The following is a 25,933-nucleotide window of genomic DNA, read 5'->3' on the forward strand; positions in this document are numbered from 1 at the left end:
GAGAAGCCGGCATGGTTGGACTCGATGAGCCCGTCGCACGTGGCCGGCGCGGTCTCCGCCTCGTAACGGGTCGCCGCTGCCGAGGCTTCCGCGGCCATGACGACACCTGTGGCGGCCATCGTCAGCGCGACGCCGGCGGACAGCAGGGCGGTGCGCGGTCTACGTAAGGACATGAGGGAACTCCAACAGGTAGGGCGGGGGTGGTTATCGCCGGTACGGCACCGGCGACAGGTTCAGCTCGCACATGCGCCGCAGGACGAGCTTGGCCATCTCGTTCGCGCCGTGCGCGGAGAAGTGCGTGCTGTCATTCAGCTCAGTCAGGTAGAGCGCGGCCGAGGCGTTCGGGCCGAGCCCCTCCACCAACGCCTCGCTCGCAGCGGTCAGGTCGATGAGCGACGTGTTCTGCGCGGCCGCCACCTGCCGCATCGTCGCCGGGAGATTGGCGCCCACACCGTTGACGTGCAACGCCGTCGAAGTCAGCGTGCCGTCGGCAGCGAACAGCCGACGCACCGGAGGCGTGACCAGCACCGGCGTCCCACCCCGCGACCGCACCTGGGTCACCAGGCTGGTCAGGTTCGAGGCGAACGCCGAGGCCGTCGTCGACTTGTCGTTGTGCCCGAACTGGATCAGCACCATGTCGCCGCTCCGGATCAGCGGCTTCATCGCGGGGAACAGCGCCGCGTTGGACAAGAAGCTGCCCGAGCTCTCGCCCGAGTCGCCGTAGTTGGCCACCGACAGGCCCAGCTTGAAGTACTGCGGGAGCCGCTGCCCCCACCCGGTGTACGGCGCGACCGGCTGGTCGCAGACGGTCGAGTCGCCCGCGAGATACAGCACCGGCCCGCTCCCCGGGGCCAGCCCGATCCCGTTCAGCTTCGGCGTCTGCCCGGAAAAGACCAGGTCAAGCCCGGGCCTCCCGGTGCCGCCCTGCCCGGTCGGCTGCCCTTCCGGCTGGCGCACGTTCAGCGTGAACGAATACCGCGCATGCGAGCCCGCCACCGTCGATACGGCAGGCAACACCGTACGGCCGGCCTCCGCCTGCACGCTGGTCACGCCCGGGCTGGCCGGGTCGCCCAGGACCACGGTCACGTCGTAGTTGCCCGGCTGGACGTCGAAGTGGCAGGTGACCGGCGAGGTGCCGGTGCACCTGGAACGCAGTGCCGGATCCGGCTCCGGCCCCTGCCGGGTGCCGGTGTCGGCGCCGAAGACCTTGAAGTCGGTGATACTCGCCCACCTCGACGCGACGAGCCCGGTCACCGTGATCCGCACGTACCGCGCGGTCGCGGTGAAGGCGTCGCTCTGCACCTGGGCGGCGGTCGTGCCGGCCGTCCGGTCGGCCACCCGCGTCCAGGCCGTGCCGTCGGTGGAGACCGAGACGTGGTACCTGTAGGTGCGGGCGAACTCCCAGCGCACCTCGGTGCCACTCAGCGTCGCCGCGCTTCCGAGGTCGACCTGCCACCAGTGGCCGGTCCTGCCGTCGGCGGCGCACCAGCGGGTGGCGGTGTCGCCGTCGTTGGCCAGGGACGGTCCGCGACCGGACTGGCTGGAGTCGGCACTCGCGGCCTTGCCCAGCGCCAGATCCGTCACCGCTCCGGCCGGCGTCGCGAGCGGTACAGCCAGCAGGCCGACTAGGAGTGTGAGGAAGGCGAGAACGACGAGTTTCGAAGAACCCGGCGGTCTGGGCACGCGGCGACCTGACCGAGATGAGCCCATGCTGATTCATGCTTTCTCGTGAGGGCGGTGGAGACGGACGCGGAGGGCCGGCTAGATCGTCACCAGCGCGGCAAGGGGGCTGCGAGGGCGCGAGTGCCACACCGCTCCCGACGGGGTGGCGGGTCTGGGCTTGCCCAGCACGTCCGTGTGAGGTGCCCCCTCAGGTGCGATGGACGGAGGAGGAGCTTGACCTGCCGGGAGCGGGTGCCCGGCAGGAGCTGCTTCGCTCCGGCCTACGGGGTCCACCGGACGTGGGGGTTGATGTGACCGGTCCAGTTGAAGACGGCCATGTTGTCCCACTCGTTACCGCTGCTCGCGATGTTCGCCGGGTCCCAGCCGTTGCCGGGCACGGCGTACCAGGTCGGCTCCCAATAGAAGACCCCGATCGCACCCGCGTTACGAGTGGTGCTCTGCACCGCCGCGAACTGCGCGCCCTGCCCCTGCCAGGTCATCCGGTACCCCGAGCAGCCCGAGGTCACCACGTTGCGCGTGGAGTCGGCGTTGTCGGCGGTGAAGGGGTAGGCGGTCTCGGCGATCACCACGTCCTTGCCGTACCGGGCACGCATGTCGGCGATGACCGTGGACAGGTTCGACGTCGTGCCGTGCCACATGCAGTAGTACGACAGGGCGGTGATGTCCCAGGACACGCCCTTGGCCCGGATCCCGTCGTAGAACCAGCGGGCAGAGGACAGGCTCTCTGCCAATGCCGTGTGGATGATCACCTGGGTGCCGGGGTTGCACGCCTTGGTCGCGTTGTAACCGGCCTTGAGCAGGAGGCTCAGGTTCGTGAAGTCGTTGTTGGTCACCCTGCCGTCGTTCCACAGCATGCCGGTGTTGATCTCGTTGCCGATCTGGACGCTGTCCGGGACGGTGCCCTGCGCCTTGAGGCTGGTGCACACGTCGTAGGTGTAGTTGTAGAGGTCGGTCTGCAGCTGGCTGATACCGTGGCCGGCCCAGGCGGCTGGCTTGTACTGCTTGCCGGGGTCGGCCCAGGTGTCGGAGTAGTGGAAGTCGACCATCAGCTTCAGCCCTTTGGCCTTGACCGCCCTGGCCTGCTGCAGCACCTTGGCCTTGTTGTTGTAGCCGCTGATCGGGTTGTTCCAGATCCGCAGGCGGGCGTAGTTGACGCCGACCCCCTTGAGGATGTCCAGCGGATCTCGCTCCACGCCACCGGCGTCGTAGTACTTCGCGCCCAGATCCAGCGCTCGTTGCAAGGAGGAGACGTCTGCGCCGAGCATGCTGAGCGATGCGGCGGCGGCGTGGGCCGGTTGCCCGGCGGGGACGGTCGCGGCGGCGCATAACGCCAATGCCACCAAGATCCTTTTCATGGAGTCCTCCGATGGTCAGGGCGGAGATCAGAAACGGGGATCACAGCAGTTGCCGAAGCAGGCGGCGCGGCCGGTCGCGCACGGGGCCGGTGCCGCTGGCTGAGGCCGTCTGTGGACGGGCATGACGGACAGACCCGCTGGCGTGCTCGCGTCCTGGGGCTCGAGTGGGCGGTCAGTCCGCTTGAGCCGTCCTGGTGTCGTTGCGCCGGGAGCCGGTGTCGACGGTCGCGGTCAGGCGGAGGTCGTGTCGCCGCAAGTTCTGCGGCGGGGGTGACGGGGGGTCGGGTGCGAAGCCGCAGGCAGGGTGGGGGGTGAGGCTACGCGTCCTCCTCACAGGCTTGATGAGGCTCTGTGAACGTGCACAGTAACGCACAACGCTGCGCGCTGAAAGTGCCCATGAGAAGTCCGAGGTCCCAGACAGCGAGCATGCAATCGCCGCTGGCGGTGACAAGGCCCTTTTTCACCCTGTGAACGCTCCCAGAGCTTTCCGGGCACACCCCGGAGCGATCTGAAAGTTTCACGCGTTGGGACCGATGTCGCGGCAATGATGGCGAGTACTGCAAGCGTATCAGCGGCGGACGCCGTACCCGGGAACGCCACTCGAAGTCTTGACGCACCGATGCTAACGCTCCTACGCTCACAGTCGTTATATCGATTCAATTGGCTCCGACCCCCCTAGGAGCTTCCCGTGCGCCCCGCCCGCTTAGCCCATACAGTCACGGCCGCCCTCGTGTGCGCTCTACCGGCCCCGCCCGCCGCCGCCGTACCCCACATCAAGACGGAGCGCCTCGACCGTGGCCTTGTCGCCACGACGACACCGAGAGGCGTCTTCCTGAGCTGGTGTTTCCTCGGGACGGAGGTGACCGAAGCAGGTCCAAGCGGGAGACTCGGCGCCGACTTCCGCGTCTACCGCGACGGCCGCCTGATCGCCACGGTCACCGACAGCACGAACTACCTCGACCCCGCCGGCACGCCCACCTCCCAGTTCGGCGTCGCGCCGATCGGGGGCCATAAAAGCGCTTCCACCAGCGCTTTGCGTGAATCGTTTTACGACGTTCCTCTGCGCAAACCGCCCGACGGCGTCACCCCGGCGGGCGAGGCCTACACCTACGCCGCCAACGACATGAGCGTCGGCGACGCAAACGGCGACGGCCGCTACCAGTTGGTGGTCAAATGGGAACCGTCCAACGCCAAGGACGTCTCCCAGCACGGCTACACCGGTCCGCCCTGCCTCGACACCTACACGCTCGACGGCACGCTGCTGTGGCGGCTGGACCTGGGCGTCAACATCAGGTCGGGAGCGCACTACGCCCAGTTCCTGGTCTACGACTTCGACGGCGACGGCCGCTCGGAGGTGATGCTGAAGACCGCTCCGGGCACCAGGGTCATCCGCTATGACGCCGCCGGAAACCCGAAGCAGGAGCGGTTCGTCACCATGCCGCAGCCGGGCTACGCGCACACCGACGACTACCGGCTGAGCGCCGCCGGCTACTTCGACCACGTCGTGGAGGTGTTCATGAAGTGGCACAAGCCTCCCGAGGTGGTCGCCGGTCGCTGGCCCGCCACACTGGAGCAGGCCTTCGGCATCACCCCGAGGCTCAGCTACCCGCTCTCGCGCGAGGCGGCGACCGAGCTGGCCACCCACTTCGTCGACGTCTACGCACGAGCCCGCAGGCAACAACCGCCTGCGGGAGTTCGCCGGCTTCGTCATCATCGGCCCCGAGTACCTGTCCGTCTTCGACGGCGCCACCGGCAGAGAGCTGCACACCATCGACTACAAGCCCGGCCGGGGCGACGACGGCCTGCTGTGGGGCGACTAAGCGATGGCCCGCATCGAACCGGGCAACCGCGTCGACCCCTTCCTGTCCTCGGTGGACTACCTCGACGCAAACGCCTCTCAGCGATCTTCGCCCGCGGCTACTACACCCGCACCACCCTCATCGCCTACGACTGGAACGGCCACAAGCGTGCATCCGCCACGCGCGGCCGCCCAGGGTCGCCGTGTTCGCCGGTCACAAGCCACTCGGGGACAGAAATGAGAAACAAGGAATGACGCATCCCATCCGCAGGATATTAGGCATCACCACCGCAATCTCTCTGGCTTGCGGCGCAGCAGTATTCGGGCCGGCCCTCCCGGCCTCCGCACTCTACGGCGATGTGCAGATCAAGCCGATCGAGAGCAACATCAGCGCCAAGTCATGGGCCAGCGTCAAGGTCAGCAGCGGGGCATCCACCGCCGACCTGGCGATCGACCAGGACGACCAGACGGCGTGGATCGCCGAGGGCACGCCTTCGAGCCAATGGCTGACGCTTGATCTCGGCGGGGCCTACGACAACGTGAGGAAAGTCGGGGTCGTCTTCCCGGACCCGGGAGCGGTCTACCAGTACGTGATCGAGTCGTCAGCGAACGGCGCCGGCTGGCACGTCATCGCCGACCATTCGGCCAACCACCGACCAGGCCGCGGCTCGGTCGACCTCTTCACCCAGCCGGGGACAAGGTACGTACGGGTGAGGATCACGGGAACGTCGCCCGGCGCGACCGTGGGGATCAGTGAACTCAGCGTTTACAACTACCTGCGCGAGGAGTTGGTGCTCGGCTCCGACGCCTCCTGGGTCGACAACGACGTCGCCGAAGGGCGCAACTACTGGGTGAACCCCTTGGAGGCGGATCGAGGCGCGGGGCCCCACCTGCTCGACGTGCTCAAGGATCGTGGCTTCGAATACACCCGGCTGCGCATCTTCAACGAACCCCGCAGCGAGGGCACGGGGGATCTGCTGGCCACGCCGTACCAGGGCCCGGAGCGATCGGCCGAGGTGGCCAAGTGGGTCAAGGCACGGAACATGGGCCTGGGCGTCGACTTCCACTACGCCGACTCGTGGGCCGATCCGTCGAAGCAGCCCAAGCCGCGGGCCTGGGCCCAGCTCGAGTTCGGTGACCTGACCAAAGCGGTGTACGACTACACCTACGCCTACATCGAGCGGCTGATCGAGCAGGGCACGACACCCGACAAGGTGGCCGTCGGCAACGAGATCGCGAACGGCTTCATGTTCGGCAGCGAGGCCGCGCTGGCCGGTGTGACCAACCCGGCGTACTTCCGGAACGAGCCAGAGATCTACCAGTCGCAACCCGGCGGCGGCCTGCTCTGGAACTACTGGCGCTCCACCGACCCGGACCAGCAGCGGCTGTACGACGAGGCGTGGGACCGCTTCGCCACGCTCTCCGCGGCGGGTATCCGCGCGGTCCGGGACGTGTCGGCCGCCCACGGCAAGGACATCAAGGTCGAGACGCACATCGTCACCAGCGGCGTCGAGGGCAAAACGCTGGAGTTCTGGAACCAGTACCTGACCCGGATCAAGGCCAAGGGCGCCGACACGGACGTTATCGCCCACTCGTACTACCCGCAATGGCACGGGTCGCCGGAGTACTACGAGTCCATCATCAACGCCGTGGCGGCAGCGCACCCCAAGTACAAGATCGAGGTTGCCGAGACGTCGTACCCGGCCTCGGGTGGCGGAGGAACCCCGCTTCCCAACTCGCCGTATCCGCGAACCGTCCAGGGGCAGGCAGACGCCCTGCAGCGCGTGTTCCAGATCGCCAACGACATCCCGAACAACCAGGGACTGGGCGTGCTGGCGTGGGAGCCGGCGAGATGGGAATCCTTGTTCCGCGCTGTTCCCGGAATGACGCGTACGTATGAGCCGAACGCGTCGATCGATGTCTTCGCCAAGAGTCACGCATCGCACGTGGTGGAGGACACCGTGTACTCGGCCGCGTTGGTCGGCGATGAGATCGCGCTACCGGATTCGGTACGGGTGCTGACCACGGCGGATGGTTCGGCCAAGCCGGTCCCGGTGGTGTGGGACGCGGTACCGGACGGCGGAACCGGTGCGGCCGGCCGGCTCACGATCCGCGGTTCCACTACGTTCGGATCGGTGACGGCGGTGGTCGACGTGGTCGATGCGTACGCCGGCCTCCACTGCGACCGGACGATCACCGGCCAGTACTCCGGGCAGCTGAAGGTGACCGGCGGCGTGACGTGCCTGGACGGAGCGAGGATGTCGGGCCCGGTGTCGGTGCAGGCCGGAGCCTCACTACAGGTGAACGACGCGGTGATCAGTGGCGGGGTGAACGCGGAAGGCGCTGGTACCGTCGTGGTCTGCGGCACCCAGATCTTCGGCCCGGTGAGCGTATCCGGGATTTCGTCGCTGACGTTCGGCAACCCACGGCTGGGTTGTGCCCGGAACACGATCATCGGTCGGTTGGCGGTGACCGGGACGCAATGGTGGCACGTGATCGCCGGGAACGCGATCAACGGCCCGTTGTCGTGCAGCAGCAACGCCGTACCGCCCGTGAACAACGGATTCACCAACGCCGTGACGGGCCCGAAGTCAGGACAATGCAGCACGCTGTAGCGATCAACGGCCACCGCGCCTTCATCGCCCGCCGCCGAGCTTGCGCCCCAGCGACGAATACAGGGCACCACCGACGAGGACTGGGAGGAGTTCCTCGGCCACGTCGAACGCCGCAAGGTCGCTCTCGTCGGCTGCGGCCAAGCCTGCGGACGCAGCTGCATCCACAAGCACAGCTGCTTACCGAACTGATCTTGGTTGAGCTTCCCCCGTTCGCCGGACACTTGACCTGAGGTCATCCTTGATCATCAGGGAAGGATGTCCTCCCATGTCCGCACCTCACCCTCCCGAGTTCCGGCACCGCGCGGGCGAGCTCGCGCGGTGCTGACCGGCTCATCGACTTCAACCCCGGCCGCCGTGCTGGAGATGCCGCCCGATCCCCGGCCCAAGCCCCTGGTGTGGACCGGGGATCGGGTCCGCACCTGGCAGGTCGACTTCCATGAGTATCGGCGCACGGAGAAGCAGCGCCGCGGTGTTCACGACGGCCGTTAAGGTCCATGAGCGTGCCGACAGCATGCACGACGGCTCGGTTCCGATGCGCATCGACGGCTACGTCATAAGCTGCCTCGTCGGGCAGGCGCACCCAAATGGAGCCGCGCGGCTCACCATCTCCGATCGACACCTGGCCACGTACGTGAATGCGGAACCTGTCCTCGCCCCCGTTGTCGAAGAGCGTGCCGATGAGGCCCGTGACCGAAGCGCGTTCGCGGTGCAGATGCCGAAGCCTATGGGCGACGCGGCGCAGCAACGTCCCGCTCTCGGCCTCGAAGACCACTGTCTGCGCGGGTACCTCGGAGGGCAGTGCGCGGGCCCAGCGGAAACCGATCTCGAAACGGGTTCCGGGATCGGGGCCCGCGAATCGGGCGAGTGCGACGCACAAGTCGGCCGACACCCGTAACGCTCCAGAATGGCTGCATAGCTCTTGACCTGGAACGACGCTCCCCGTGCCGATGCGACACCATCGATCCTTGTGCTCGTGCGACTGCTTTACCTGATCGCCATGCGGATCTTCGCGTGGCTTGTCCTGCTGTCTCGTTCCTCCGCGGCCAAAGACGCAGAAATATTGATCCTGCGGCATGAGATAGCGGTGCTGCGCCGCCAGGGCACCGCGCCAATGCCCGCCTGGCCGGACCGCGCCCTGCTCGCCGCCCTCGCCCGACTACTCCCCCGGGTACTACGCAGCCACCGAATCGTCTCCCCACGCACCCTCCTTGCCTGGCACCGACGGCTCATCAAGAAGAAGTGGACACAGCCGCCGTCCGCAGGACGCCCTCCACTTCCAGAGAAACTGCGCGAACTCATCACCCGACTCGGCACCGAGAACCCGCGCTGGGGCTTCCGAAGAGTGCACGGCGAACTGAGCCGCCTCGGACACAAGGTCAGCCCAGCCACCGTCCGCCGCGTCATGCGCGCCGCCGGCCTGGATCCCGCTCCGCGACGTCATCCGACACGAGGCGAGTGGACCACCTTCCTCAAAGCCCAAGCCAACGGCCTACTCGCCACCGACCTGTTCCACATCGACACGATCGGACTGCAACGGCTCTACGCCCTGTTCGTGATGGAGGTACGCACCCGGAGGGTCCACATCCTCGGCGTCACCGCCCACCCCACCGCAGCCTGGGCCACCCAGCAGGCCCGACAACTTCTCTGGCACCTCGGAGAGCACGCCGCCCACTTCACCCACCTCATCCGCGACCGGGACGCGCAGTTCACCGCCGCCTTCGACGCCATCTTCGCCAGCGAAGGCATCACCGTGGCCAAGATCCCCCCACGTAGCCCCAACTGCAACCCGCACGCCGAGCGCTTCATACGTTCGGTACGCGAGGAGTGCACCGACAGGATCCTGCTGTTCGACCGCGGTCACGCCGAGAGGATCCTCCACAGTTACGCCCGCCACTTCAACGAGCATCGCCCTCACCAAGGGCGCCAACAGCTTGCGCTGCTGGACAACCCTGAGATCGCATTGCTGCCAGCAGCCCGGATCAAACGCCGGAAAGCCGTCGCAGGCCTCATCAATGAGTACCGCCGAGCTAGCTGACCAAGCGGCAAAACTCCAGCTCACAGCTGGTGAAAACATTAAGAAGCGGTACGTGGTCGGCGCCGTCGGGGCCGGCATGCCGAAGCAACTGCGGGAAGCCCGCCGCCTGATCGTCGAGAAGGCCGAGTTCCCCGGCTAGGCTCGTATTTAGTGCCCTTGTACAAACTGCTCGCTGAGCACGCGCTTGCAGCCATCTATCGGGCGAAGTGGTGACGTAACGCGAATTTCTGTGACGTAGAGCGACCTTCTGGTAACAACGGTGGTTATCCCAGCCCCATCACCAGCCGGAAGGTCTGTCGCCGTTGTACGCCACCGATCGCATCGCTGTCTCCCATAACGAAAACTGCCTGCTCATGCGTGGCCTGCCGGTACGGCCACGGAGCCGATCACCCGATCAGGGCACCCCGCTACACCACCGACATGAGCGATGCGCCGAGCATCTGCACGACCAGCTGAGTGCCGCGGACATCACCCTTGAACCCTCCGTATTGGACCGCATTGACCGGATTGTGGCACCGGGCACCGACCTCAACCCCGACGACGCGGGCTACAGCGCAGCCGTCCTGGCCGACCCGAAGCGCCACCGTCGCGCCGCCGTGCGGTGAACCAGGTGAGGTGTCCGGCAGCTGCGCACGCCCACCGGTCGGGGACCACCCAGGTGCCCTCCGACCGATCGGTGATGAGTCGAAACATCCGACCGCAGTTTCATAGGTGGTCGTTACCTGTAGCGCCTGAGCTTCTGTCCACGACGTACGGCCGAAGCCCACGGCCCCCACCCTGCTGAGATGTACGCATCTCCGGGGGCGAGAGCCGTTGTCCTGCTGGAGGGTTTCCCATGCTGTGCTCTGTGCCCTCCCGCAGATTGGCCGCCGGGTCAGGCAGCCGGGGCGGTGGGGGTGTGTCCGTGTGCCTCCACTGCGAGGTCGTGCCAGTCGTTCCAGGTCTTGAGCCGGTCGGCGTAGACGCGCGGGAGGATCTGGTTGCCCTGGGCGCCGAAGAACACCCGCAGGGGCGGGTTGTCGGAGTCGGCAATCTTGAGGAGTGTCCGGCCCGCGGCGGCCGGGTCGCCGACGTCGAGCGTCTTGGCGAATTCGGCGAAGCTCTCGCGGAGACCGTCGTAGAGCGGGTTGGCGTCGGCGTGGACGGCGCCGGCGGCCCCTTCGGTGGCGTAGGAGCCGGGCTCGACCAGGGTCACCTTGATGCCGAAGGCGGCGACGATGCCGAAGGCGGCGACCTCTTGGGCGAGGGTTTCACTCAGACCTTCCAGTGCCCACTTGGAGGCGACGTATCCGCCGCCGAGCGGGAACACGGTGAGGCCGCCGACCGAGGAGATCTGAAGGATGTGCCCGTTGCCCTGTTCGCGCAGGTAGGGCAGCGCGGCCTGGACGACCCACACCGCGCCGAACAGGTTGGTCTCCAGCTGGTCGCGCAGTTGCTGCTCGGTCAGCTCCTCGACGGCGCCGGACAGGCCGTAGCCCGCGTTGTTCACGATGACGTCCAGGCGGCCGAAGTGCTCCCCTCGTGCACGAGGAATAACCCCTGGCATCATGGGGAGCGCCTAGGAGATTCTCACCACCAACCCCGCCCGGGAGCGCCGCACGCCCACCCGTCGCGGCGACCGCCCCATCCCATGCGCCCGGCCGGAAAAGCCGAGAAGCCTGCCACGGTGTGCTGGACGTCGTCCGCACGAGGCGAACCCGTGTCCGGGGAGGTCGACAGCGCGCACTCGATATCCGGCTTGGGCGAGCGATTCGAAGCATGAGCGCCAACGGTCGGCGCGGCCGCCGATACCGTGGATGAGCCAAATCTCGCGTGGACCGGTTCTGGTCCCCACGATCCGGCTTCGGATGCCCGCTGCCTGGACGGGGTAAGTGATGATCATGTGTTGTCGACCCGGCGGCGTCGATCTCGATGAGCGCGTCCGGCCGGCACGTGCATCGATGCGGGCCAACGTCTGGTCGGCTTACGGGGTCCGGCGAAGAAGGCTCGCCGGGCGTCGTGAATCGTTAGGAAGATTCCTTGGCGAGTGGAGCCCGCACCTACACGCGGACGCGGACGATGTCAACCATGGTGCCGCCGAGGGAGCGAAGCACGGATTCGATGCCCACCGGAGGCCGACAAGGCCGCCGCCCTGGACGCCCTCATCACCGACCACTCTGTCACGCTCGCGCGGTCGCTCCAGCGTCAGGACCGGCTGACCGTCAGGTGACGGCCTTGCGGCACACGGTGCCCGGCGCGGGGAGGCGCAGGCTGATCAGGTAGCGGTTGACGTGGGAGATGATGCAGGAGTTGCCGGCGTTGTAGAGGCCGTGGCCGAGCCCCTGGTACTGGACCGCGGCCGAGCCGGGCACCCGCCGCACGATGTCCGCCGACCCCTCGAAGTCCGTCCAGGAGCCGACACCCAGGTAGGGCGGCAGGCCCTTGGCAGGCAGCGGCGCGGGCGGGTTGGTGACGGGGGCCGGCCAGCCGACGCAGGCGAGCGGGTGCCAGAGCTCGATCCCGGCGAGGTTCGGCAGCAGGCGCTCACCCTCGCGGCGCTTGTCGCGGTACTCCTCGTAGTCGCGGAATCCCGGGCCGTCGAGGCAGTGGGTCATGTTCATCCCGGTGAATGAGGGGACCTTCGGGCTTTTCGTGCTCTGCCGGACGTAGTCGGCGAACCCTGAGGCGTCACCGCCGGCGGCCCGCTTGATCGCCTCGGCGAGTTCCGTCCATCGGGGGAACTCGGGCTCCGGACCCGGTGAGATGATGCTGGGGGCGGCGGCCTCCTTGATGTCGAACCCGCTGTAGGCGGCCTGCGGCGATTCGCCCTCGACCGGCACCGGGACGTGGTCGGCCCGCGCCACCAGCGCCCGCCAGATTTCGCCGACGTCCTGGCCGTGCAGCGCGCAGGTGGCGGTCGCCGCGCACCAGGCGGCGAACCGGGTGAAGGACTCCTCATGGGGGAGCCTGCCCTGAGCGCGGTCCATGTACGGGCTGACCGCGCCGTCGAACACCATCGCGCGCACCCGGCCGGGGAACAGCCGGGAATAGTCGATCCCGGGTCTGCCGCCGTAGGAGTTGGCGATGAAGCTCAGCTTCTCCTCGCCCAGCGCGACGCGGATCGCCTCCATGTCCCGCGCCACGGAGGCCGAATCCATGTGGTCGAAGAACTCGGGATCGGCGGCGCGGCATCGCTCCGCCGCCGCCCGGTTGCGCCTGCCCAGCTCGGCGTACTCGGTGCGGGTGTCGGGCCAGGTGATCCACGGGCCCGAGACGAGGCAGTCGTACGGCAGCACGCCCTTGTCGATGGTGTTGCGGGGCGCGACGCTGACCACGTCGAACCGATCGCGAAGCTCGGCGAAGCTGCCCGCGTTCTTGCTCAGATCCGCCACGCCCGAGCCGCCCGGCCCGCCGGGGATGGCGAACACGGTGCCCATCCGGCGTTGGGCACCGGTGGCCGGCAGCATGCCGACGGTCAGGTCGATCGTCCGGCCGGACGGCTTGGCCCAGTCCACGGGCACCTTGATCGAGGCGCAGCGCAGCTGCTTGACGAGGTTCTTGTCCTCGCAGTCCGCCCAGGCCAGCGTGGACGGGCCGAAGTCCGGTGATCCGGCTGCGGCGGCGGGCACCGCCGAGACCAGGATGGCCGCGGCCGTGCCGATCGCCAGCACCTTGATCCGGCGTCCGGTCAGCGCGATCATCGTGGCGCCCGCCGTCAACGCGGCGATCACGTACGCGACCAGTAGCCCCGCCGCCGCGGCAGGTGGCAGGGTCCCGCCGCCGACCCCGGCGATCTGGAGCGGCAGGTTCTCGATCATGAAGGAGCCGGCCTGCGCGCGCAGTGGCATGGGCAGCGTCCTGGCCGCCACCGGCAGCACCACGATGATCACGGTCAGCACGACCAGCGCGCCGGGAGTGGAGCGGACGGCGGCCCCGACGCCGAGCCCGATCAGCGCGACCGCGGCCATCGACAGCCCGGCGACGACCACCGAGGCGAGCACGCCCGGCTCCGACAGCGACGTGCCCAGCGTCACCCCGTCGCGAAGCAACTGCCCGGCCCGGTCGCCGAGCACCGCCATGGAGGCCGCGTGCATGACGAACGCCAGAACCTGACCCGCCACCAGCGCGACCGCGGCCAGGCCCGGCACCTTGGCCAGCAGGAGCACCTGCCGGCGTGGCACGGCCACCAGGCTCGTCTGGATCATCCTGGTGCCGTACTCCGAGGTGATCGTCAGGGCGCCCAGCAGGGCGAACACGAAGTAGGCGACCGCGATCCCGTTGCCGATGCCGTCCCCGTTGCCGGGGAAGGCCATTCTCTCTTCCATCGTCTGGTTGTCGAACCCGCGGCCGATCATGAACGCGATCCCGGCGCAGGTCAGGACGGCCGCCACCGAGCAGGACAGCAGGTAGAGGTTCGAGCGGAGCGAGCGGAGCTTCAGCCACTCCGAAGCGATCACGTCGATCATCGGACTGCCTTCTTCGGAGTGGCCCGGTTCCCGGTCCCGCTCTCGGTCCTGTACTCGGTGCTGTCCTCGGTGAGCCGCATGAACGCCTCCTCCAGGGACGCGCTCCGCGGAGACAGCTCCGCCAGCGCGATCCCTGCGGACAGCGCCAGCTCCCCGATCTCGGCCGCGTCCAGCTCCCGCACCGACAGGGCGCCGTCTTCTTCGGTGACCACCGTCGCGCCGTGCGCGCGCATGATGGCGGTGAGCTGCTCCGGGTGGGGCGTGCGGACCAGCACGTCGCCCTGGAAGTGCCCGGCCAGGGCGTTCATGGCGGTGTCGGCGATCAGCCGGCCCCGTCCGATGACGATGACGTGGTCGGCGCTGAGCGCCATCTCGTTCATCAGGTGGCTGGACAGCAGCACGGTGCGGCCCTCGGCCGCCAGCGAACGCAGCAGGTCGCGTAGCCAGCGGATGCCCTCGGGGTCCAGCCCGTTCAGCGGCTCGTCGAGCATCAGCACCCCCGGGTCCCCGAGCAGCGCTGCGCCGATCCCCAGGCGCTGGCGCATGCCGAGCGAGAAGCCGCTGATTCTCTTGCCGGCCACGTCTGTCAGGCCGACCTGGTCGAGGACATCGGTCACGCGGGCACGGCCGATGCCGTTGCTGCGGGCCAGGCAGGCCAGGTGCGCGTACGCGCTGCGGCCCCCGTGCACCGCCCCGGCGTCGAGCAGCGCCCCGATCGACCGCATGGGCCGGGGGATAGAGGCGTACGGGCGGCCGTTCACCAGCGCCTTGCCCGCGCTGGGCACCTCCAGGCCGAGGACGGCGCGCATGGTGGTGGACTTGCCTGCACCGTTCGGTCCCAGGAAGCCGGTCACCAGTCCCGGTTTCACCGTGAAGGTCAGGTTGTCCACGGCGAGCGTGCGGTCGTACCGCATGGTCAGTTCCCTCACTTCGATCACGTCTCACCCTCATTCGCTGGTCTGATCGAGCCTGGCCATCCTCGCGATCCGTAGCCTCGGTCTCCATGGGTGTGGACCCACTGGCCGGGTGGGAAATTGCCCCTACCGGAGGTAGGGCTGGCCCCACCGACATCTCCTCGCCGACAGGGCAGACTGCATCTGTGATGGGGATACGACCTGCGCCCGGCGGACGGGCGGGGAAGGCCGCTATAGGGGTGGCGGCGTACGCGGTGAACGGGGTGGCCGGCCTGGCGCTGAACGCCGTCACAGGGCTGGCGGCGCTGGCGCTGCTCGGCCTGGTGCTGGCGAGCGTCGCCCTGGTGCCGGTGGCCGGTCTCGGGCGGGCGCCGCTCGGTCGCGGCCTCGTCCTTGTCCGCCGTCTGGCCGTTTTCCAGCGCCGCTGGGCGGGCCGGGTGCTCGGCCTGGACAGCGCCATAGACAGCGACCCCAGCTACTCGCGCGAGAGTGGCAGGAGGCGGCGGGCCGGTCCGGAGTTGGCGCTGCGCGACCCCGGCACGCGGCGCGAGCTGACCTGGCTGGCCGTGCACGGCGTCACGGGCCCCGCCCCCGTGGTGGCGGTGTGGGCGATGCTGTCCGCCCTGGCCTACGTCTTCTTCCGGCTGCGCCCGATGGACCCCAGCAGGCTGACCACGTTCGCCCTCAGCATGTCCATCGTGGCCATCGCGGTGGTCGTTCTCATGGTCATCCCCTTGTTCCGTAGCGGCCAGGCACGGCTGGCGCGGCTGCTGCTGGACCCGGACCCCGCACCGGACGCGCGGATCCGGGAGCTGGCCGCGTCACGGGCCGCGGTGGTCGACGCGAGCGCGGCCGAGCTGCGCCGCATCGAACGCCACCTGCACGACGGCGCACAGGCCAAGCTGATCGCCATCCGCATGAACCTGGGGCTGGCCCGCGGCTGCCGCGACCCCGGCGAGATGCTGCAGATGATCGACGAGGCGCGGCAAGTCGCCGGCCAGGCTCTGACGGACCTGCGTGACCTGGTGCGCGGCATCCACCCCCCGGTGCTGGCCGACCGCGGCCTGGCAGGCGCCATCGAAGCGTCCACGCTGCTGTGCCCGATGCCGGTCGAGGCCGACATCGACCTGCCCGGTCGCCTGCAGCCGCCCGTCGAGTCCGCTGTGTACTTCGCCGCCGCCGAGGCGCTGACCAACGTGACCAAGCACAGCGGCGCCTCCCGCGCCTGGGTACGGCTCCGGCACGCCGCCGGCGTGTTGCGTCTGACCGTGGGCGACGACGGCCGCGGCGCAGTCCGCCCCGACGCGGGCACCGGCGTGCGGGGCATCGAGAACCGACTGTCCGCCTTCGACGGCTCGCTCACCGTGAGCAGCCCTCCGGGCGGCCCCACCGAACTGACCATGGAGCTCCCGTGCGCGTTGTCATCGCCGAAGATCTCACACTCCTGAGGGACGGGCTGGTACGCCTGCTGTCGGCGAACGGCTTCACCGTGGTGGAGGCGGTGGACAACGGCCCCATGCTGCTGGAGGCGCTGGTCCGGCACCGTCCGGACGTGTCCGTGGTCGACGTGCGGCTGCCGCCCGGCTTCGCCGACGAGGGGCTGCGCGCCGCGCTGGAGGCACGCAGCCGGGTTCCGGGGCTGCCCGTGCTGATCCTCTCGCAGTACGTGGAGCAGCTGTACGCCAGGGAACTGCTCTCCGACCGCTCCGGCGGAGTGGGATACCTGCTGAAGGACCGGGTGGGCGACGTCGACAGGTTCGTCGACGCGGTACGCCAGGTCGCCGGAGGCGGCACCGCGATGGACCCGGAGGTGGTTTTCCCAGCTGCTGACCCGGCGCAGCCAGGACGAGCCGCTGGCCGCGCTGACCCCCCGTGAGCGTGAGGTGCTGACGCTGATGGCGGAGGGGATGTCGAACCTGGCCATCGCCGCCCGCTTCCAGGTCACCGACAAGGCCGTCGGCAAGCACACCAACAACATCTTCGCCAAGCTCGGCCTGCCTCCATCCGACGACCACAACCGTCGCGTCATGGCGGTCCTGACCTATCTGCAAGCCACGCCCGTAGCGCCAAGATCACCGATGAAGGCCTCCCTCCCGGTCACGTTCTCATAAATGACCAGTCGATCATGCTTAGTGCCCGTGTACAAACTGATCCCTGCGCTTGCTGCGTGGAGCCAATATCGGGCGAAATGGTGACGTAGAGCGAATAGTCCGCGACAGAAAGTGACCTTCCGGTAGCAACGGTGGGTTATCCAAGCCCCATAACCAACGGAAGGTCTGCCGCCGTTGTACGCCACCGCTCCCATCGCTGTCTCCCATAACGAAGAAACTGCCTGCTCATGCGTGGCCTGCCAGTACGGCCGCGGAGTCGATCACCCGATCCGGGCGCCCCGCTACACCACCGACATGAGTGACGAAGAATGGCAGGTCATCAGGCCGCTGATCCCCTGGCCGGCCTGGCTACACGGCAACGGCGGACGACCCGAGAAGTACTGCCGCCGCCGGATCATGGATGCCAACCGGTACGTGGTCGACAACGGCTGCAAGTGGCGTCTTATTTGGAATCTGTGAGCTCTATGTTCATCTCCCATGACATCGATCACCTGGGAGAAGTTCCCCCTGCTCGCCGGAGACGAGCACGCTCGACGGTGGCTTGAATCGCCCCGGGTTCGGTGGAGGCTTGATCTCTTGAGAGGATCGAGTCCATGCCTGGTAAGTCTCCCTACCCCGCCGAACTGCGCCGCCGTGCGGCGAGGTTGGTCGCCGAAGTGCGGCCGGATTACCCGACCGAGTGGGCCACGATCAACGCGGTGGCGACCAAGCTCGGCATCGGCACCGCGGAGACACTGCGCACCTGGGTCCGCCAGGCCCAGATCGACGAGGGCAGCCGGCCCGGCCGCTCCACAGACGAGTCGGCCGAGCTGAAGCGGCTGCGCCGGGAGAACGCCGAACTCCGGCGCGCCAACGAGATCCTGAAGGCCGCGTCCTGCCCGTAAGTCCTTCGGGGTCAATGGCTGAGGTAGAGATCGCAGGCGCAGTCGAGGGCTTCTTGGGGCGTGCCCGCCGACATGCCGGAAGGCAGGATCTGGTTCTCGTACTTGCCGCTGCTGGCAAGGTAGAGCCCGAACCCCCAGATGGAAGCCGATCCGCCGTAACGGAGCCGGATGAGGGGGCAGCCGGTCTCCGCCGGTCAGTTCGCCTTCGACGTAGGCGAACTGGCCGTGGTAGCGGACGTGCAGTCCGCCAGCTGCGGCCAATGATCGCGGGCGTGCTGGCGCAGTCGCTGGGCCAGGGAGGTCTTGGTCGACTCCGGGATGGCGGGCATGCGCCCTATCGTGCCGTCCGGCGTGTCGATCACGCCCCGGGCGGTGGATATCGGGGCAAAGCGGCAGCGCCCCTCGTAAGATCACCGAAAGCGTTCCGCGTGCCTGTCCCTTGCGCTCGCCAGATCGTCGTGACCGCCTCCGAGCGGCGGCGGTTGAAGAAGCTGGCCCATTCTCATACGGCCCCCTATCAGCAGGTCGTTCGCGTCCGGATCGTGCTGGATGCCGCGTACGGCTACTCCAACGCGCGGATCGCCCTGCGACAACAAGTCCACCTCGATACCGTCCGCCGATGGCGTGGCCGCTACGCCGGCCAGGCATCGACGGGCTCAAGGACCGGCCCCGTAGCGGCCGGCCGCCCCGCTTCACTCCCGTCCAGCGGGCCGAGGTCACGGCGCTGGCCTGTCAGTTGCCGGCCGAGACCGGGATGCCGCTGTCCCGCTGGAGCAGCACCGACCTGGCCGGTGAAGCCGTCGGCCGGGGCATCGCCGAGGCGATGTCCGCCTCGACCATCCGCCGGATCCTGTCCGCCGGATCCTGTCCGCCGACGTGCTCAAGCCCTGGCAGCACGCCTCCTGGATATTCATTCGCGACCCTGACCTCGCCGCCAAGGCCGCCCGCGTCCTTGGCCTCTACCAGCGCATCTGGGACGGCCGGCCCCTGGCCGGCAACGAGTACGTGATCTCCTCCGACGAGAAGACCTCGATCCAGGCCCGCTGCCGCTGCCATCCCACCCTGCCGCCCGGCACGGCCCGGATGATGCGCGTCAACCACGACCACGATCGCGGCGGCGCGCTGGCCTACCTGGCCGCCTACGACGTCCACCAGGCCCGCGTGTTCGGGCGCTGCTCGCCCAAGACGGGCATCATCCCGTTCATGGACCTGGTCGAGCAGGTCATGACGCAAGAACCGTACGCCTCGGCCCGACGGCTGTTCTGGGTCGTGGACAATGGCTCCTCCCATCGTGGCAAGGCCGCCGCCGACCGGCTCACCGCGCGGTTCCCCAACGCGGTGATGGTCCACACTCCGGTGCACGCGTCCTGGCTCAACCAAGTGGAAATCTTCTTCTCCATCGTGCAGCGCAAGGTGGTCACACCCAACGACTTCACCGGCCTTGACCAGGTCGAAGACCGGCTGATCGCCTTCGAGTGCCGTTACAACGAGACCGCCCGGCCCTTCCGACGGAAGTTCACCCCGGCCGACCTCGAGGACCTACTGGCCCGGATCGAGCGACACGAACAGAAAGAGCGCCACTTCCAGCAGCCCACCGGCTGCGATCACCAGCTTGCCGTACTACCAGCAACCACGTGAACCCTCGAATGACTTACGAGCCGGACCACTAAGCTGACCACTGCTGCGACCTCACGCACCGCCGGCCGGATCCATCCCATCACGCCGGCTCCGAACCGGTCGTGACCGTCACCGGCTACGCGTCGCGTCCCGCCGTGAGACCGCTCACCTCCACGTCATGAGCCGTCGATGCCATCCCGGCGAGGGTGAGATCGGCTGCGTGATGGCAGGCCGCCTGCCGCCGCTCGCCGAATGCCCGCAGCTCGGGCACGACGGTGCGGCACAGTTCGTCGCGTACGTGCGTGCACCGGGTGTGGAACCGGCAGCCGGGCGGCGGCGCGGCCGGGTCGGGCAGGTCGTCGGCGATCTCGTACGCGTGCCGCTCCCGCCGCAGGCCTGGGTCGGGCACCGGCACGGCGTGCAAGAGCGCCTCGGTGTACGGATGGAGCGGCTGCCGGTAGAGGTTGGCCGTGTCGGCGTCCTCCGCGACCTTGCCGAGGTACATGACCGTGACGCGATCGCTGATGTGCTCGACCACGGAAAGGTCGTGCGAGATGAACAGGTAGGTGAGCCCGAGCTCGTCCTGCAGGTCGGTGAGCAGGTTCAGCATCTGGGCGCGGACGGACACGTCCAGCGCGGAGACCGGCTCGTCGGCGATCACCAGCCGGGGCTCGGTGATCAGGGCCCGCGCGATGTTGATGCGCTGCCGCTGCCCGCCGGAGAACGCGTGCGGATAGCGCTGCATGTACTCGGGCCGCAGCCCGACGCGGACGAGCATGTCCGCGACTCGGTCCTTCAGTTCGCTGCCGCCGGCGATGCCATGGGTCTTGAGCGGCTCGCCGACGATCTGCTGGAGCGTCATGCGTGGGTTCAGTGATGAGAACGGATCCTGAAATATCACCCGGATCTGCCGCCGGAACTCCTTCAGCCTGGCACCCGTGACCGTGACGAGATCGACCTCGTCTCCCTCGGCGGTGCGATAGAGGATCCGCCCCGAGGTCGGGTCGATCAGCCGGGCGACGCACCGGCCGAGCGTGGTCTTCCCGCATCCCGACTCCCCCACCAGGCCGAGCGTCCGCCCCGCCGGGATCGCCAGGTCCACCCCGTCCACGGCGCGGACGGCTCCCGACGGCCTGCGGAACAGGCCGCCGCCGCTCGGGTAGTGCTTGGTCAGTCCCTCGATTCTGAGCAGCGGCTCCGCCTCGCTCGCGGAGGCCCGCTCGGCGACCCTGGCCACGACCGGGGCGGAGGGCTCCGCAGGGACCTCGTCGAGGTGGCAGTAGGCCAGGTGCCCGTCGCCGCCGTACGTCCTGAGCGGGGGCGGCGCGGTGTCGCACAGGCCTTCGATCACGTGGTCGCAGCGGGTGTGGAACGGGCAGCCGTCCGGCACCCGGCGCAGCGCCGGCACCATGCCGCGAATCGCGGTCAGCTGCTGCCTGGCCCCGCTCCCGCGCAGCTTCGGGATCGAGCGCAGCAGCGCCCGCGTGTACGGGTGGCGCGGGTCGGAGAAGATCTCGTCCACCGTGCCGTGCTCGACGACCTTGCCGAGATACATCACGGCGACCTCGTCGGCGATCTCCGCGACCACGCCGAGGTCGTGCGTAATGAACAAGATCGCCATGTCGTTCTGCGCGCGCAGGTCCATCATCAGGTCGAGGATGCGCGCCTGGGTGGTGACGTCGAGCGCGGTGGTGGGCTCGTCGGCGATCAACAGCGCCGGGTCGCAGCACAGCGCGATCGCGATCATCACACGCTGGCACATGCCGCCGGAGAGCTGGAACGGGTAGCTGTCGAAGCGCTGCTCGGCGTTGGGGATGCCGACCTTGCGCAGCAACGCTATGCTCTCCTGCCTGGCCTCCTGCTTGGTGAGGTCGCGATGCAGGCGCAGCGCCTGAGAGAGCTGGGCGCCCACGGTGTACATGGGCGACAGCGAGGCCATCGGCTCCTGGAAGATCATGCCGATCTCGCCGCCGCGCACCCGCCGGATCTCCTCTCCCGCCGGGTGCAGCCGGGCCAGGTCGACCTTGCCGTTCCAGCGAATTGAGCCATCCACGATCTTGCCCGGCTTGTCCACGAGCTGGAGGATCGAGCGGGCGGTGACGGACTTGCCGCAGCCCGACTCGCCGACCAGGCAGACGGTCGTGCCGGCCGGCACCGAGAGGTCCACCCCGTCCACGGCCTTCAGCACGCCTTCCGAGGTGAAGAAGTGGGTGCGCAGCCCCTCGATCCTGAGCAGCGGTTCTTCCACGAGATCCTCCGTGCTTCCGACAGGGTCAGTGTTTGTAGGGGTCGGCCGCGTCACGAAGACCGTCACCGAAGAAGTTCATGGCCAGGACGGTCACCACCACAGCGACGCCGGGGACCAGCATCCATGGCGCGGTGGACACCGCCCGGATGTTCTGCGCCTCCTGCAGCAGCACACCCCAGCTGATCATCGGCGTCTGCAGGCCGATCCCGATGAACGACAGCGCGGTCTCGGCCAGGATCACCGTCGGGATTGACAGTGACAGGTTGGCGATGATGTGGCTGGTGAAGGACGGCAGCATGTGCCGGAACATGATCCGGAAGCGGCCGGCACCGTCGGCGGTCGCGGCCATGACGTATTCCTCGCCCCGTACCGCGAAGAACTTGCCCCGCACCTCCCTGGCCATGCCGGTCCATCCGACCAGCGAGATCACGACGGTGAGCGCGAAGTAGCGTTCGAGCTGGCTCCACGAGGCCGGCACGGCCGCAAACAGCGCCATCCAGAGCGGGATCGTGGGGATCGACATGATGATCTCGATGATCCGCTGGATCACCGTGTCCGTCCGCCCGCCGACGTAGCCCGACACCCCGCCCAGGACGATGCCCAGCAGCAGCGAGAGCAGCACGCCGACCAGGCCGATCGACATGGAGACCGTGGTGCCTCTGATGATCCTGGACAGCAGGTCCCGGCCGACCGAGTCGGTGCCCAGCAGATACATGGGCGGGCCGTTCGGATCCTCGGGCCCGAACAGGTGCCGGTCCCAGGGGATGAAGCCGAGCAGTTCGTATGGCTCACCCTTGACGAAGAACCCGACCGGCACCTTCTTGCTCTCGTCGGTGGTGAACGACAGGGCCAGCGTCTCCGGGTCCTGCTCGAAGGTGTACGGGTTGACGTACAGGCCGGTGTCGAAGTCGAAATGGAGCGACTGGGGCGGGGCGTAGGTGTAATCGGCGTTGGCCTTCTGGCCGGAGCCCGGGGCGAGGAACGGCGCGAAGACCGCCACCAGGTAGATCGCGATGGTGACGAACCCGCAGATCAGCGCGACCCGGTGGCGCTTGAAGCCCCACCAGACGAGCTTCCACTGCGACGCGACGGCGAGGGTCTCATCCTTGACTGACGAGTCGTTCATGGCGCGTCCCTCCTAATACCTCAGCCGGACGCGCGGATCCAGCCACCCGAGCGCGATGTCGGAGATCAGCGTGCCCACCACCACCAGCACCGCGCTGATCAGCAGGATCGCCCCGGCGAGATACATGTCCTGGGCCAGCAGCGCGCGCAGCATCAGAGGTCCCGTGGTCGGCAGGTTCAGCACTTTGGACGTGATCGCGTCGGCGGCGATCAGTCCGGGCAGGATCCAGCCGATGGTGGAGAAGAACGGGTTCATCGCCACCCGCACCGGATACATGATCGCCATCTTCCGCTCGGGCATGCCGCGCGCCCTGGCCGCGACCACGTACGGTTTGCGCAGCTCGTCCAGCAGGTTGGCACGCAGCACGCGGATGTTGCCTGCGGTGCCGGCCGTGCCCCAGATGACGATCGGGATCCACAGATGCGCCACGAGGTCGCCGAACTTGGCCAGGCTCCAGGGGGCGTCGCGGTATTCAGGCGACAGGATCCCTCCGGGGCTCAAGTCGAAGAACTGCAACCCGATCCACATCAGCACGAGCGCGATGAGGAAGTTGGGCACGGCCAGCCCGAGGTATCCGAGGAAGGTGAAGCTGTAGTCGCCCACGGAGTACTGCCGGATCGCGGAGTAGACGCCGATGGGGAACGACACCGCCCAGATGAAGAGCAGCGTCGCCACCGACAGCCCGATCGTCAGCGGCAGCCGCTCGCCGAGCAGCGCCACCACCGGCCGGCCATAGTCGAAGGACTCGCCGAAGTCGCCGTGGAACAGGATGTTGCTGATCCACTGCCAGTACTGCACGATCACCGGTTTGTCCAGACCGTAACGCTCGGTCAGCCGGGCCAGCTCGCCCGTCGGCAAGGCATCGCCCTGAGAGGCTCGCTGCGCGGTCAGCGTGGTCAGATAGTCACCCGGCGGAAGCTGAATCACCACAAACGTGATGACCGTGATCGCGGCCACCGTCGGGATGAGGATGAGCAGTCGCCTGCCGATGTAACGGAGCATGAGCCGGGTTCCTCAGGCTTCGAAGTACCAGGTCGGCACGTTGGCCGGGCCGGGTGCGAGGTGCAGGAACGCGTCCGGGTAGCTCTCCGGCACGTTCTTCAGCTTCTTGCTCGCGATCGCGTACCCGTCGGTGGGCAGGACGATACCGATGACGTAGAACTGCTCCTTGGCGATGGCCAGGATCTGCCGGAACAGCTCCTTGCGCTTGGCCTGGTCCGGCTCTCTGCCCATCTGCCAGTAGAGCTCCATCTGCTTGAGCGTCTCGGCGGGCGGCTTCTGAGCGTCATCGCCCTCGCCCCGGGTCTGGAAGTAGTTGCCCCAGGGGGTGGCGTAGTTGGACTCATCCCCGTTGGGGAACCACCAGCGGGCCTCCTCGATCTCGACGCGGTAGCCGCCGTCACCGGCCCAGATGTTGGCGTCGTGCTGGTTGTTCGCGACCGCCTTGCGGTCGTAGAAAAGGGTCCGCTCGATCGGATTGACCTTCATCTCGACGCCGACGGCTTCCCAGTTCTGGCGCACCAGCTCGGCTGCGTTGGCCCATTCGGGGAACAGCGTGGTCAGGTCGAGAGAAAAGCGCAGCCGCTCGCCGCTCGGCAGCAGGCGGAAGCCCTTGTCATCCTTCTTCGTCAGCCCCGCCTTGTCGAGGTGCTGGTTGGCCAGGTTCACGTCGAATTCCGTGTACTGCTTGGCCATCTGCTCGTCGAAGAACTCCGAGTTGCGGTGCGGGGCGGCCTGCCACGGCTCGCCCTGCCGCTGGTAGGCCGTGTTGATGATGTTCTGCCGGTCGATGGCGTGGGACAGGCCGATGCGGAAGTCCTTGTTCCTGAAGACGTCACGCAGGTCCTTGTCCTTGTGGCACAGGTTGAGCGAGATGATCATCCGGTTCATCGAGGTGGGCTCGACCTTGGTGAACCGGTAGCCGCCCTTCTGCCGCCCCTCGGCCAGCACCGGCTTGTTGGCGTCGGAGTTGATGTGCCGCGCGTGGAAGTCGAACTTGCCGTCCACCGCCTGGAGCACCATCACCTCGGCTTCCTGGATGATGGCGAATTCCATCTTGTCGATGTACGGCAGCTGCGCGCCGCCGGAGTCGACCTTCCAGTAGTACGGGTTGCGCTCGGCCACCACCCGGTCGCCGGTGTTCAGCGGGTCGGTGATGATCCACGCGTGCAGGGTCGGCCGCTCAGGGTTGTTCCACCACTTGATCCGGTCCTCCCAGTAAGGAAGGAACTCACCGAACCCCCTCTCCTTCATGTCCTTCTTGTAGTCCTTGTTGTATTTCGGGTGAAAGTCCTTGAGGTAGTGCCTGGGGAAGAACCCGAAGTTGACCGACCACCAGATGGCGCCACGACAGTTGTCGATGAAGTCGCCCTTGGGCTCGGCGAAGGTGATCTTCACGGTGAGGTCGTCCACCTTCTCGGCCTTGGCCGGCTTGCCGTTCGCGAGCAGCAGGGGCGGCGGCCCGGTCGCGGTGACCTCGTCGTTGAGGTAGACGTCCTCGATGGCGAACATCACGTCGTCCGCCGTGAACGGCTGGCCGTCCGACCAGCGCATGCCCTTGCGCATGCGAATGGTGTACTCGGTGCCGTCGGCGTTCGCGGCGATCTCCTTGAACGCGCCCGGCATGCTGGTCTTCATCGTGGGATCGACGCGCAGCATCGGCTCGTAGCCGATCAGGCGCTCCAGCCACGGGTCGTCGCCCTCGCCGAGGCAGCCGCCGCGGTAGGTACCGCCGTAGGTGCCCAGACCCTCGGGCCCGTCCACGACCAGGCGGTCGGCCACTTCCGGCAGGCGTCCGGCGAGTGGCGGTAGCTTCCCCGCCTTGACCTGCTCCGCCAGCATCGGCGATTCCAGCGGGCGGTTGGCCGGCGGCGCCGCGCTCTTCGACGCCTGTGCGGCGCCGGATGATCCTTCACTGGTACACGCCGTGAGCGTCGCGGTGACGAGGAGGGCACCACTGCCGAGCCTGATCAGGTCGCGACGGCTGAAGCGCTGTGGGTCGATTCGATCTGCCATTCGGGACTCCAAGGGCAGCCGGAGGGGGGAGGTCGTCGTAGTAACCGGTTAACTCGACAAGTTGCGCTGAACGTTAAGAGCGGGTTA

Annotated in this window: 19 protein-coding genes and 4 pseudogenes; 13 read left to right on the forward strand and 10 right to left on the reverse strand. The window is 67.9% G+C overall.

The genetic code is table 11. The features are described 5' to 3' along the window. Nucleotides 1-204 precede the first annotated feature (204 nt). Complete coding sequence (locus AB0I79_RS60190; RefSeq protein ID WP_357894723.1) at nucleotides 205-1,584, reverse strand: discoidin domain-containing protein; 1,380 nt, start codon at nucleotides 1,582-1,584, stop codon at nucleotides 205-207. Nucleotides 1,585-1,943: 359 nt separating this feature from the next. Further along, nucleotides 1,944-3,023 (reverse strand): glycosyl hydrolase 53 family protein, encoded by a 1,080-nt coding sequence (locus AB0I79_RS60195; protein ID WP_357894726.1) that lies wholly within the window; start codon nucleotides 3,021-3,023, stop codon nucleotides 1,944-1,946. A 745-nt stretch (nucleotides 3,024-3,768) separates the two neighbouring features. On the opposite strand from AB0I79_RS60195, the pseudogene AB0I79_RS60200 reads away from it, so the two are divergent. The 7 genes and pseudogenes from AB0I79_RS60200 to AB0I79_RS60230 all read left to right on the forward strand — a co-directional run. Continuing rightward, nucleotides 3,769-4,419 (forward strand): annotated as a pseudogene (locus tag AB0I79_RS60200) (rhamnogalacturonan lyase); the annotation flags it as partial. A gap of 346 nt (nucleotides 4,420-4,765) precedes the next feature. After that, complete coding sequence (locus tag AB0I79_RS60205; protein WP_357894784.1) at nucleotides 4,766-4,858, forward strand: hypothetical protein; 93 nt, start codon at nucleotides 4,766-4,768, stop codon at nucleotides 4,856-4,858. Between the two features lie 229 nt (nucleotides 4,859-5,087). After that, the gene (locus tag AB0I79_RS60210) at nucleotides 5,088-7,451 is read left to right on the forward strand and encodes a glycosyl hydrolase 53 family protein (RefSeq protein WP_357894729.1); all 2,364 of its coding nucleotides are present in this window, start codon (nucleotides 5,088-5,090) and stop codon (nucleotides 7,449-7,451) included. A 469-nt stretch (nucleotides 7,452-7,920) separates the two neighbouring features. Then, nucleotides 7,921-8,346, forward strand: a complete 426-nt coding sequence (locus AB0I79_RS60215) for a hypothetical protein (RefSeq protein WP_357894732.1) — start codon at nucleotides 7,921-7,923, stop codon at nucleotides 8,344-8,346. Between the two features lie 78 nt (nucleotides 8,347-8,424). Beyond that, nucleotides 8,425-9,486 (forward strand): integrase core domain-containing protein, encoded by a 1,062-nt coding sequence (locus AB0I79_RS60220; protein ID WP_357894735.1) that lies wholly within the window; start codon nucleotides 8,425-8,427, stop codon nucleotides 9,484-9,486. Beyond that, nucleotides 9,464-9,625, forward strand: a complete 162-nt coding sequence (locus AB0I79_RS60225; RefSeq protein ID WP_357894737.1) for a hypothetical protein — start codon at nucleotides 9,464-9,466, stop codon at nucleotides 9,623-9,625. The genes AB0I79_RS60220 and AB0I79_RS60225 overlap by 23 nt, the downstream gene beginning before the upstream one ends. A gap of 163 nt (nucleotides 9,626-9,788) precedes the next feature. Continuing rightward, nucleotides 9,789-10,091, forward strand: a complete 303-nt coding sequence (locus tag AB0I79_RS60230; protein WP_357894740.1) for a hypothetical protein — start codon at nucleotides 9,789-9,791, stop codon at nucleotides 10,089-10,091. Between the two features lie 269 nt (nucleotides 10,092-10,360). Here AB0I79_RS60230 and AB0I79_RS60235 read toward each other — a convergent pair whose 3' ends face one another. The 4 genes from AB0I79_RS60235 to AB0I79_RS60250 form a co-directional block, all read right to left on the reverse strand. After that, a complete protein-coding gene (locus AB0I79_RS60235) occupies nucleotides 10,361-11,035 on the reverse strand; it encodes an SDR family NAD(P)-dependent oxidoreductase (protein WP_357894743.1) in 675 nt (224 codons plus the stop codon). Between the two features lie 9 nt (nucleotides 11,036-11,044). Further along, nucleotides 11,045-11,368, reverse strand: coding sequence for an alpha/beta fold hydrolase (locus AB0I79_RS60240; protein WP_357894746.1), 324 nt, complete (start codon nucleotides 11,366-11,368; stop codon nucleotides 11,045-11,047). Between the two features lie 319 nt (nucleotides 11,369-11,687). Then, a complete protein-coding gene (locus tag AB0I79_RS60245) occupies nucleotides 11,688-13,931 on the reverse strand; it encodes an alpha/beta fold hydrolase (protein WP_357894749.1) in 2,244 nt (747 codons plus the stop codon). After that, the gene (locus AB0I79_RS60250) at nucleotides 13,928-14,869 is read right to left on the reverse strand and encodes an ATP-binding cassette domain-containing protein (RefSeq protein ID WP_357894752.1); all 942 of its coding nucleotides are present in this window, start codon (nucleotides 14,867-14,869) and stop codon (nucleotides 13,928-13,930) included. The genes AB0I79_RS60245 and AB0I79_RS60250 overlap by 4 nt, the downstream gene beginning before the upstream one ends. A gap of 164 nt (nucleotides 14,870-15,033) precedes the next feature. Here AB0I79_RS60250 and AB0I79_RS60255 point away from each other — a divergent pair, with 164 nt between their 5' ends. The 6 genes and pseudogenes from AB0I79_RS60255 (at nucleotide 15,034) to AB0I79_RS60280 (ending at nucleotide 19,478) form a co-directional block, all read left to right on the forward strand. Then, nucleotides 15,034-16,293, forward strand: a complete 1,260-nt coding sequence (locus AB0I79_RS60255; protein ID WP_357894754.1) for a histidine kinase — start codon at nucleotides 15,034-15,036, stop codon at nucleotides 16,291-16,293. After that, a pseudogene (locus AB0I79_RS60260) lies at nucleotides 16,257-16,956 on the forward strand (response regulator transcription factor). Before AB0I79_RS60255 ends, AB0I79_RS60260 begins: the two are co-directional and overlap by 37 nt. Before the next feature lie 294 nt (nucleotides 16,957-17,250). Beyond that, nucleotides 17,251-17,415, forward strand: a complete 165-nt coding sequence (locus AB0I79_RS60265) for a transposase (RefSeq protein WP_357894757.1) — start codon at nucleotides 17,251-17,253, stop codon at nucleotides 17,413-17,415. Nucleotides 17,416-17,549: 134 nt separating this feature from the next. After that, nucleotides 17,550-17,834 (forward strand): annotated as a pseudogene (locus AB0I79_RS60270) (transposase); the annotation flags it as partial. A 625-nt stretch (nucleotides 17,835-18,459) separates the two neighbouring features. Then, nucleotides 18,460-18,633, forward strand: a pseudogene (locus AB0I79_RS60275) (helix-turn-helix domain-containing protein); the annotation flags it as partial. A gap of 83 nt (nucleotides 18,634-18,716) precedes the next feature. Further along, nucleotides 18,717-19,478, forward strand: a complete 762-nt coding sequence (locus tag AB0I79_RS60280; protein WP_357894760.1) for a transposase — start codon at nucleotides 18,717-18,719, stop codon at nucleotides 19,476-19,478. 115 nt (nucleotides 19,479-19,593) lie between these two features. Here the strand turns inward: AB0I79_RS60280 and AB0I79_RS60285 are convergent, their stop codons facing one another. From AB0I79_RS60285 to AB0I79_RS60300, 4 genes are read right to left on the reverse strand one after another with little or no spacing between them, the layout of a single operon-like run. Continuing rightward, nucleotides 19,594-21,705, reverse strand: a complete 2,112-nt coding sequence (locus tag AB0I79_RS60285; RefSeq protein ID WP_357894763.1) for an ABC transporter ATP-binding protein — start codon at nucleotides 21,703-21,705, stop codon at nucleotides 19,594-19,596. 25 nt (nucleotides 21,706-21,730) lie between these two features. After that, nucleotides 21,731-22,831, reverse strand: a complete 1,101-nt coding sequence (locus tag AB0I79_RS60290) for an ABC transporter permease (protein ID WP_185107548.1) — start codon at nucleotides 22,829-22,831, stop codon at nucleotides 21,731-21,733. A 12-nt stretch (nucleotides 22,832-22,843) separates the two neighbouring features. Continuing rightward, nucleotides 22,844-23,833, reverse strand: coding sequence for an ABC transporter permease (locus AB0I79_RS60295; protein WP_357771863.1), 990 nt, complete (start codon nucleotides 23,831-23,833; stop codon nucleotides 22,844-22,846). A 12-nt stretch (nucleotides 23,834-23,845) separates the two neighbouring features. Beyond that, nucleotides 23,846-25,846 (reverse strand): ABC transporter substrate-binding protein, encoded by a 2,001-nt coding sequence (locus tag AB0I79_RS60300; RefSeq protein ID WP_357894766.1) that lies wholly within the window; start codon nucleotides 25,844-25,846, stop codon nucleotides 23,846-23,848. Between the last annotated feature and the right edge of the window lie 87 nt (nucleotides 25,847-25,933).

This window comes from Nonomuraea sp. NPDC050202 (assembly GCF_040656115.1).
Taxonomy (GTDB): Bacteria; Actinomycetota; Actinomycetes; order Streptosporangiales; family Streptosporangiaceae; genus Nonomuraea.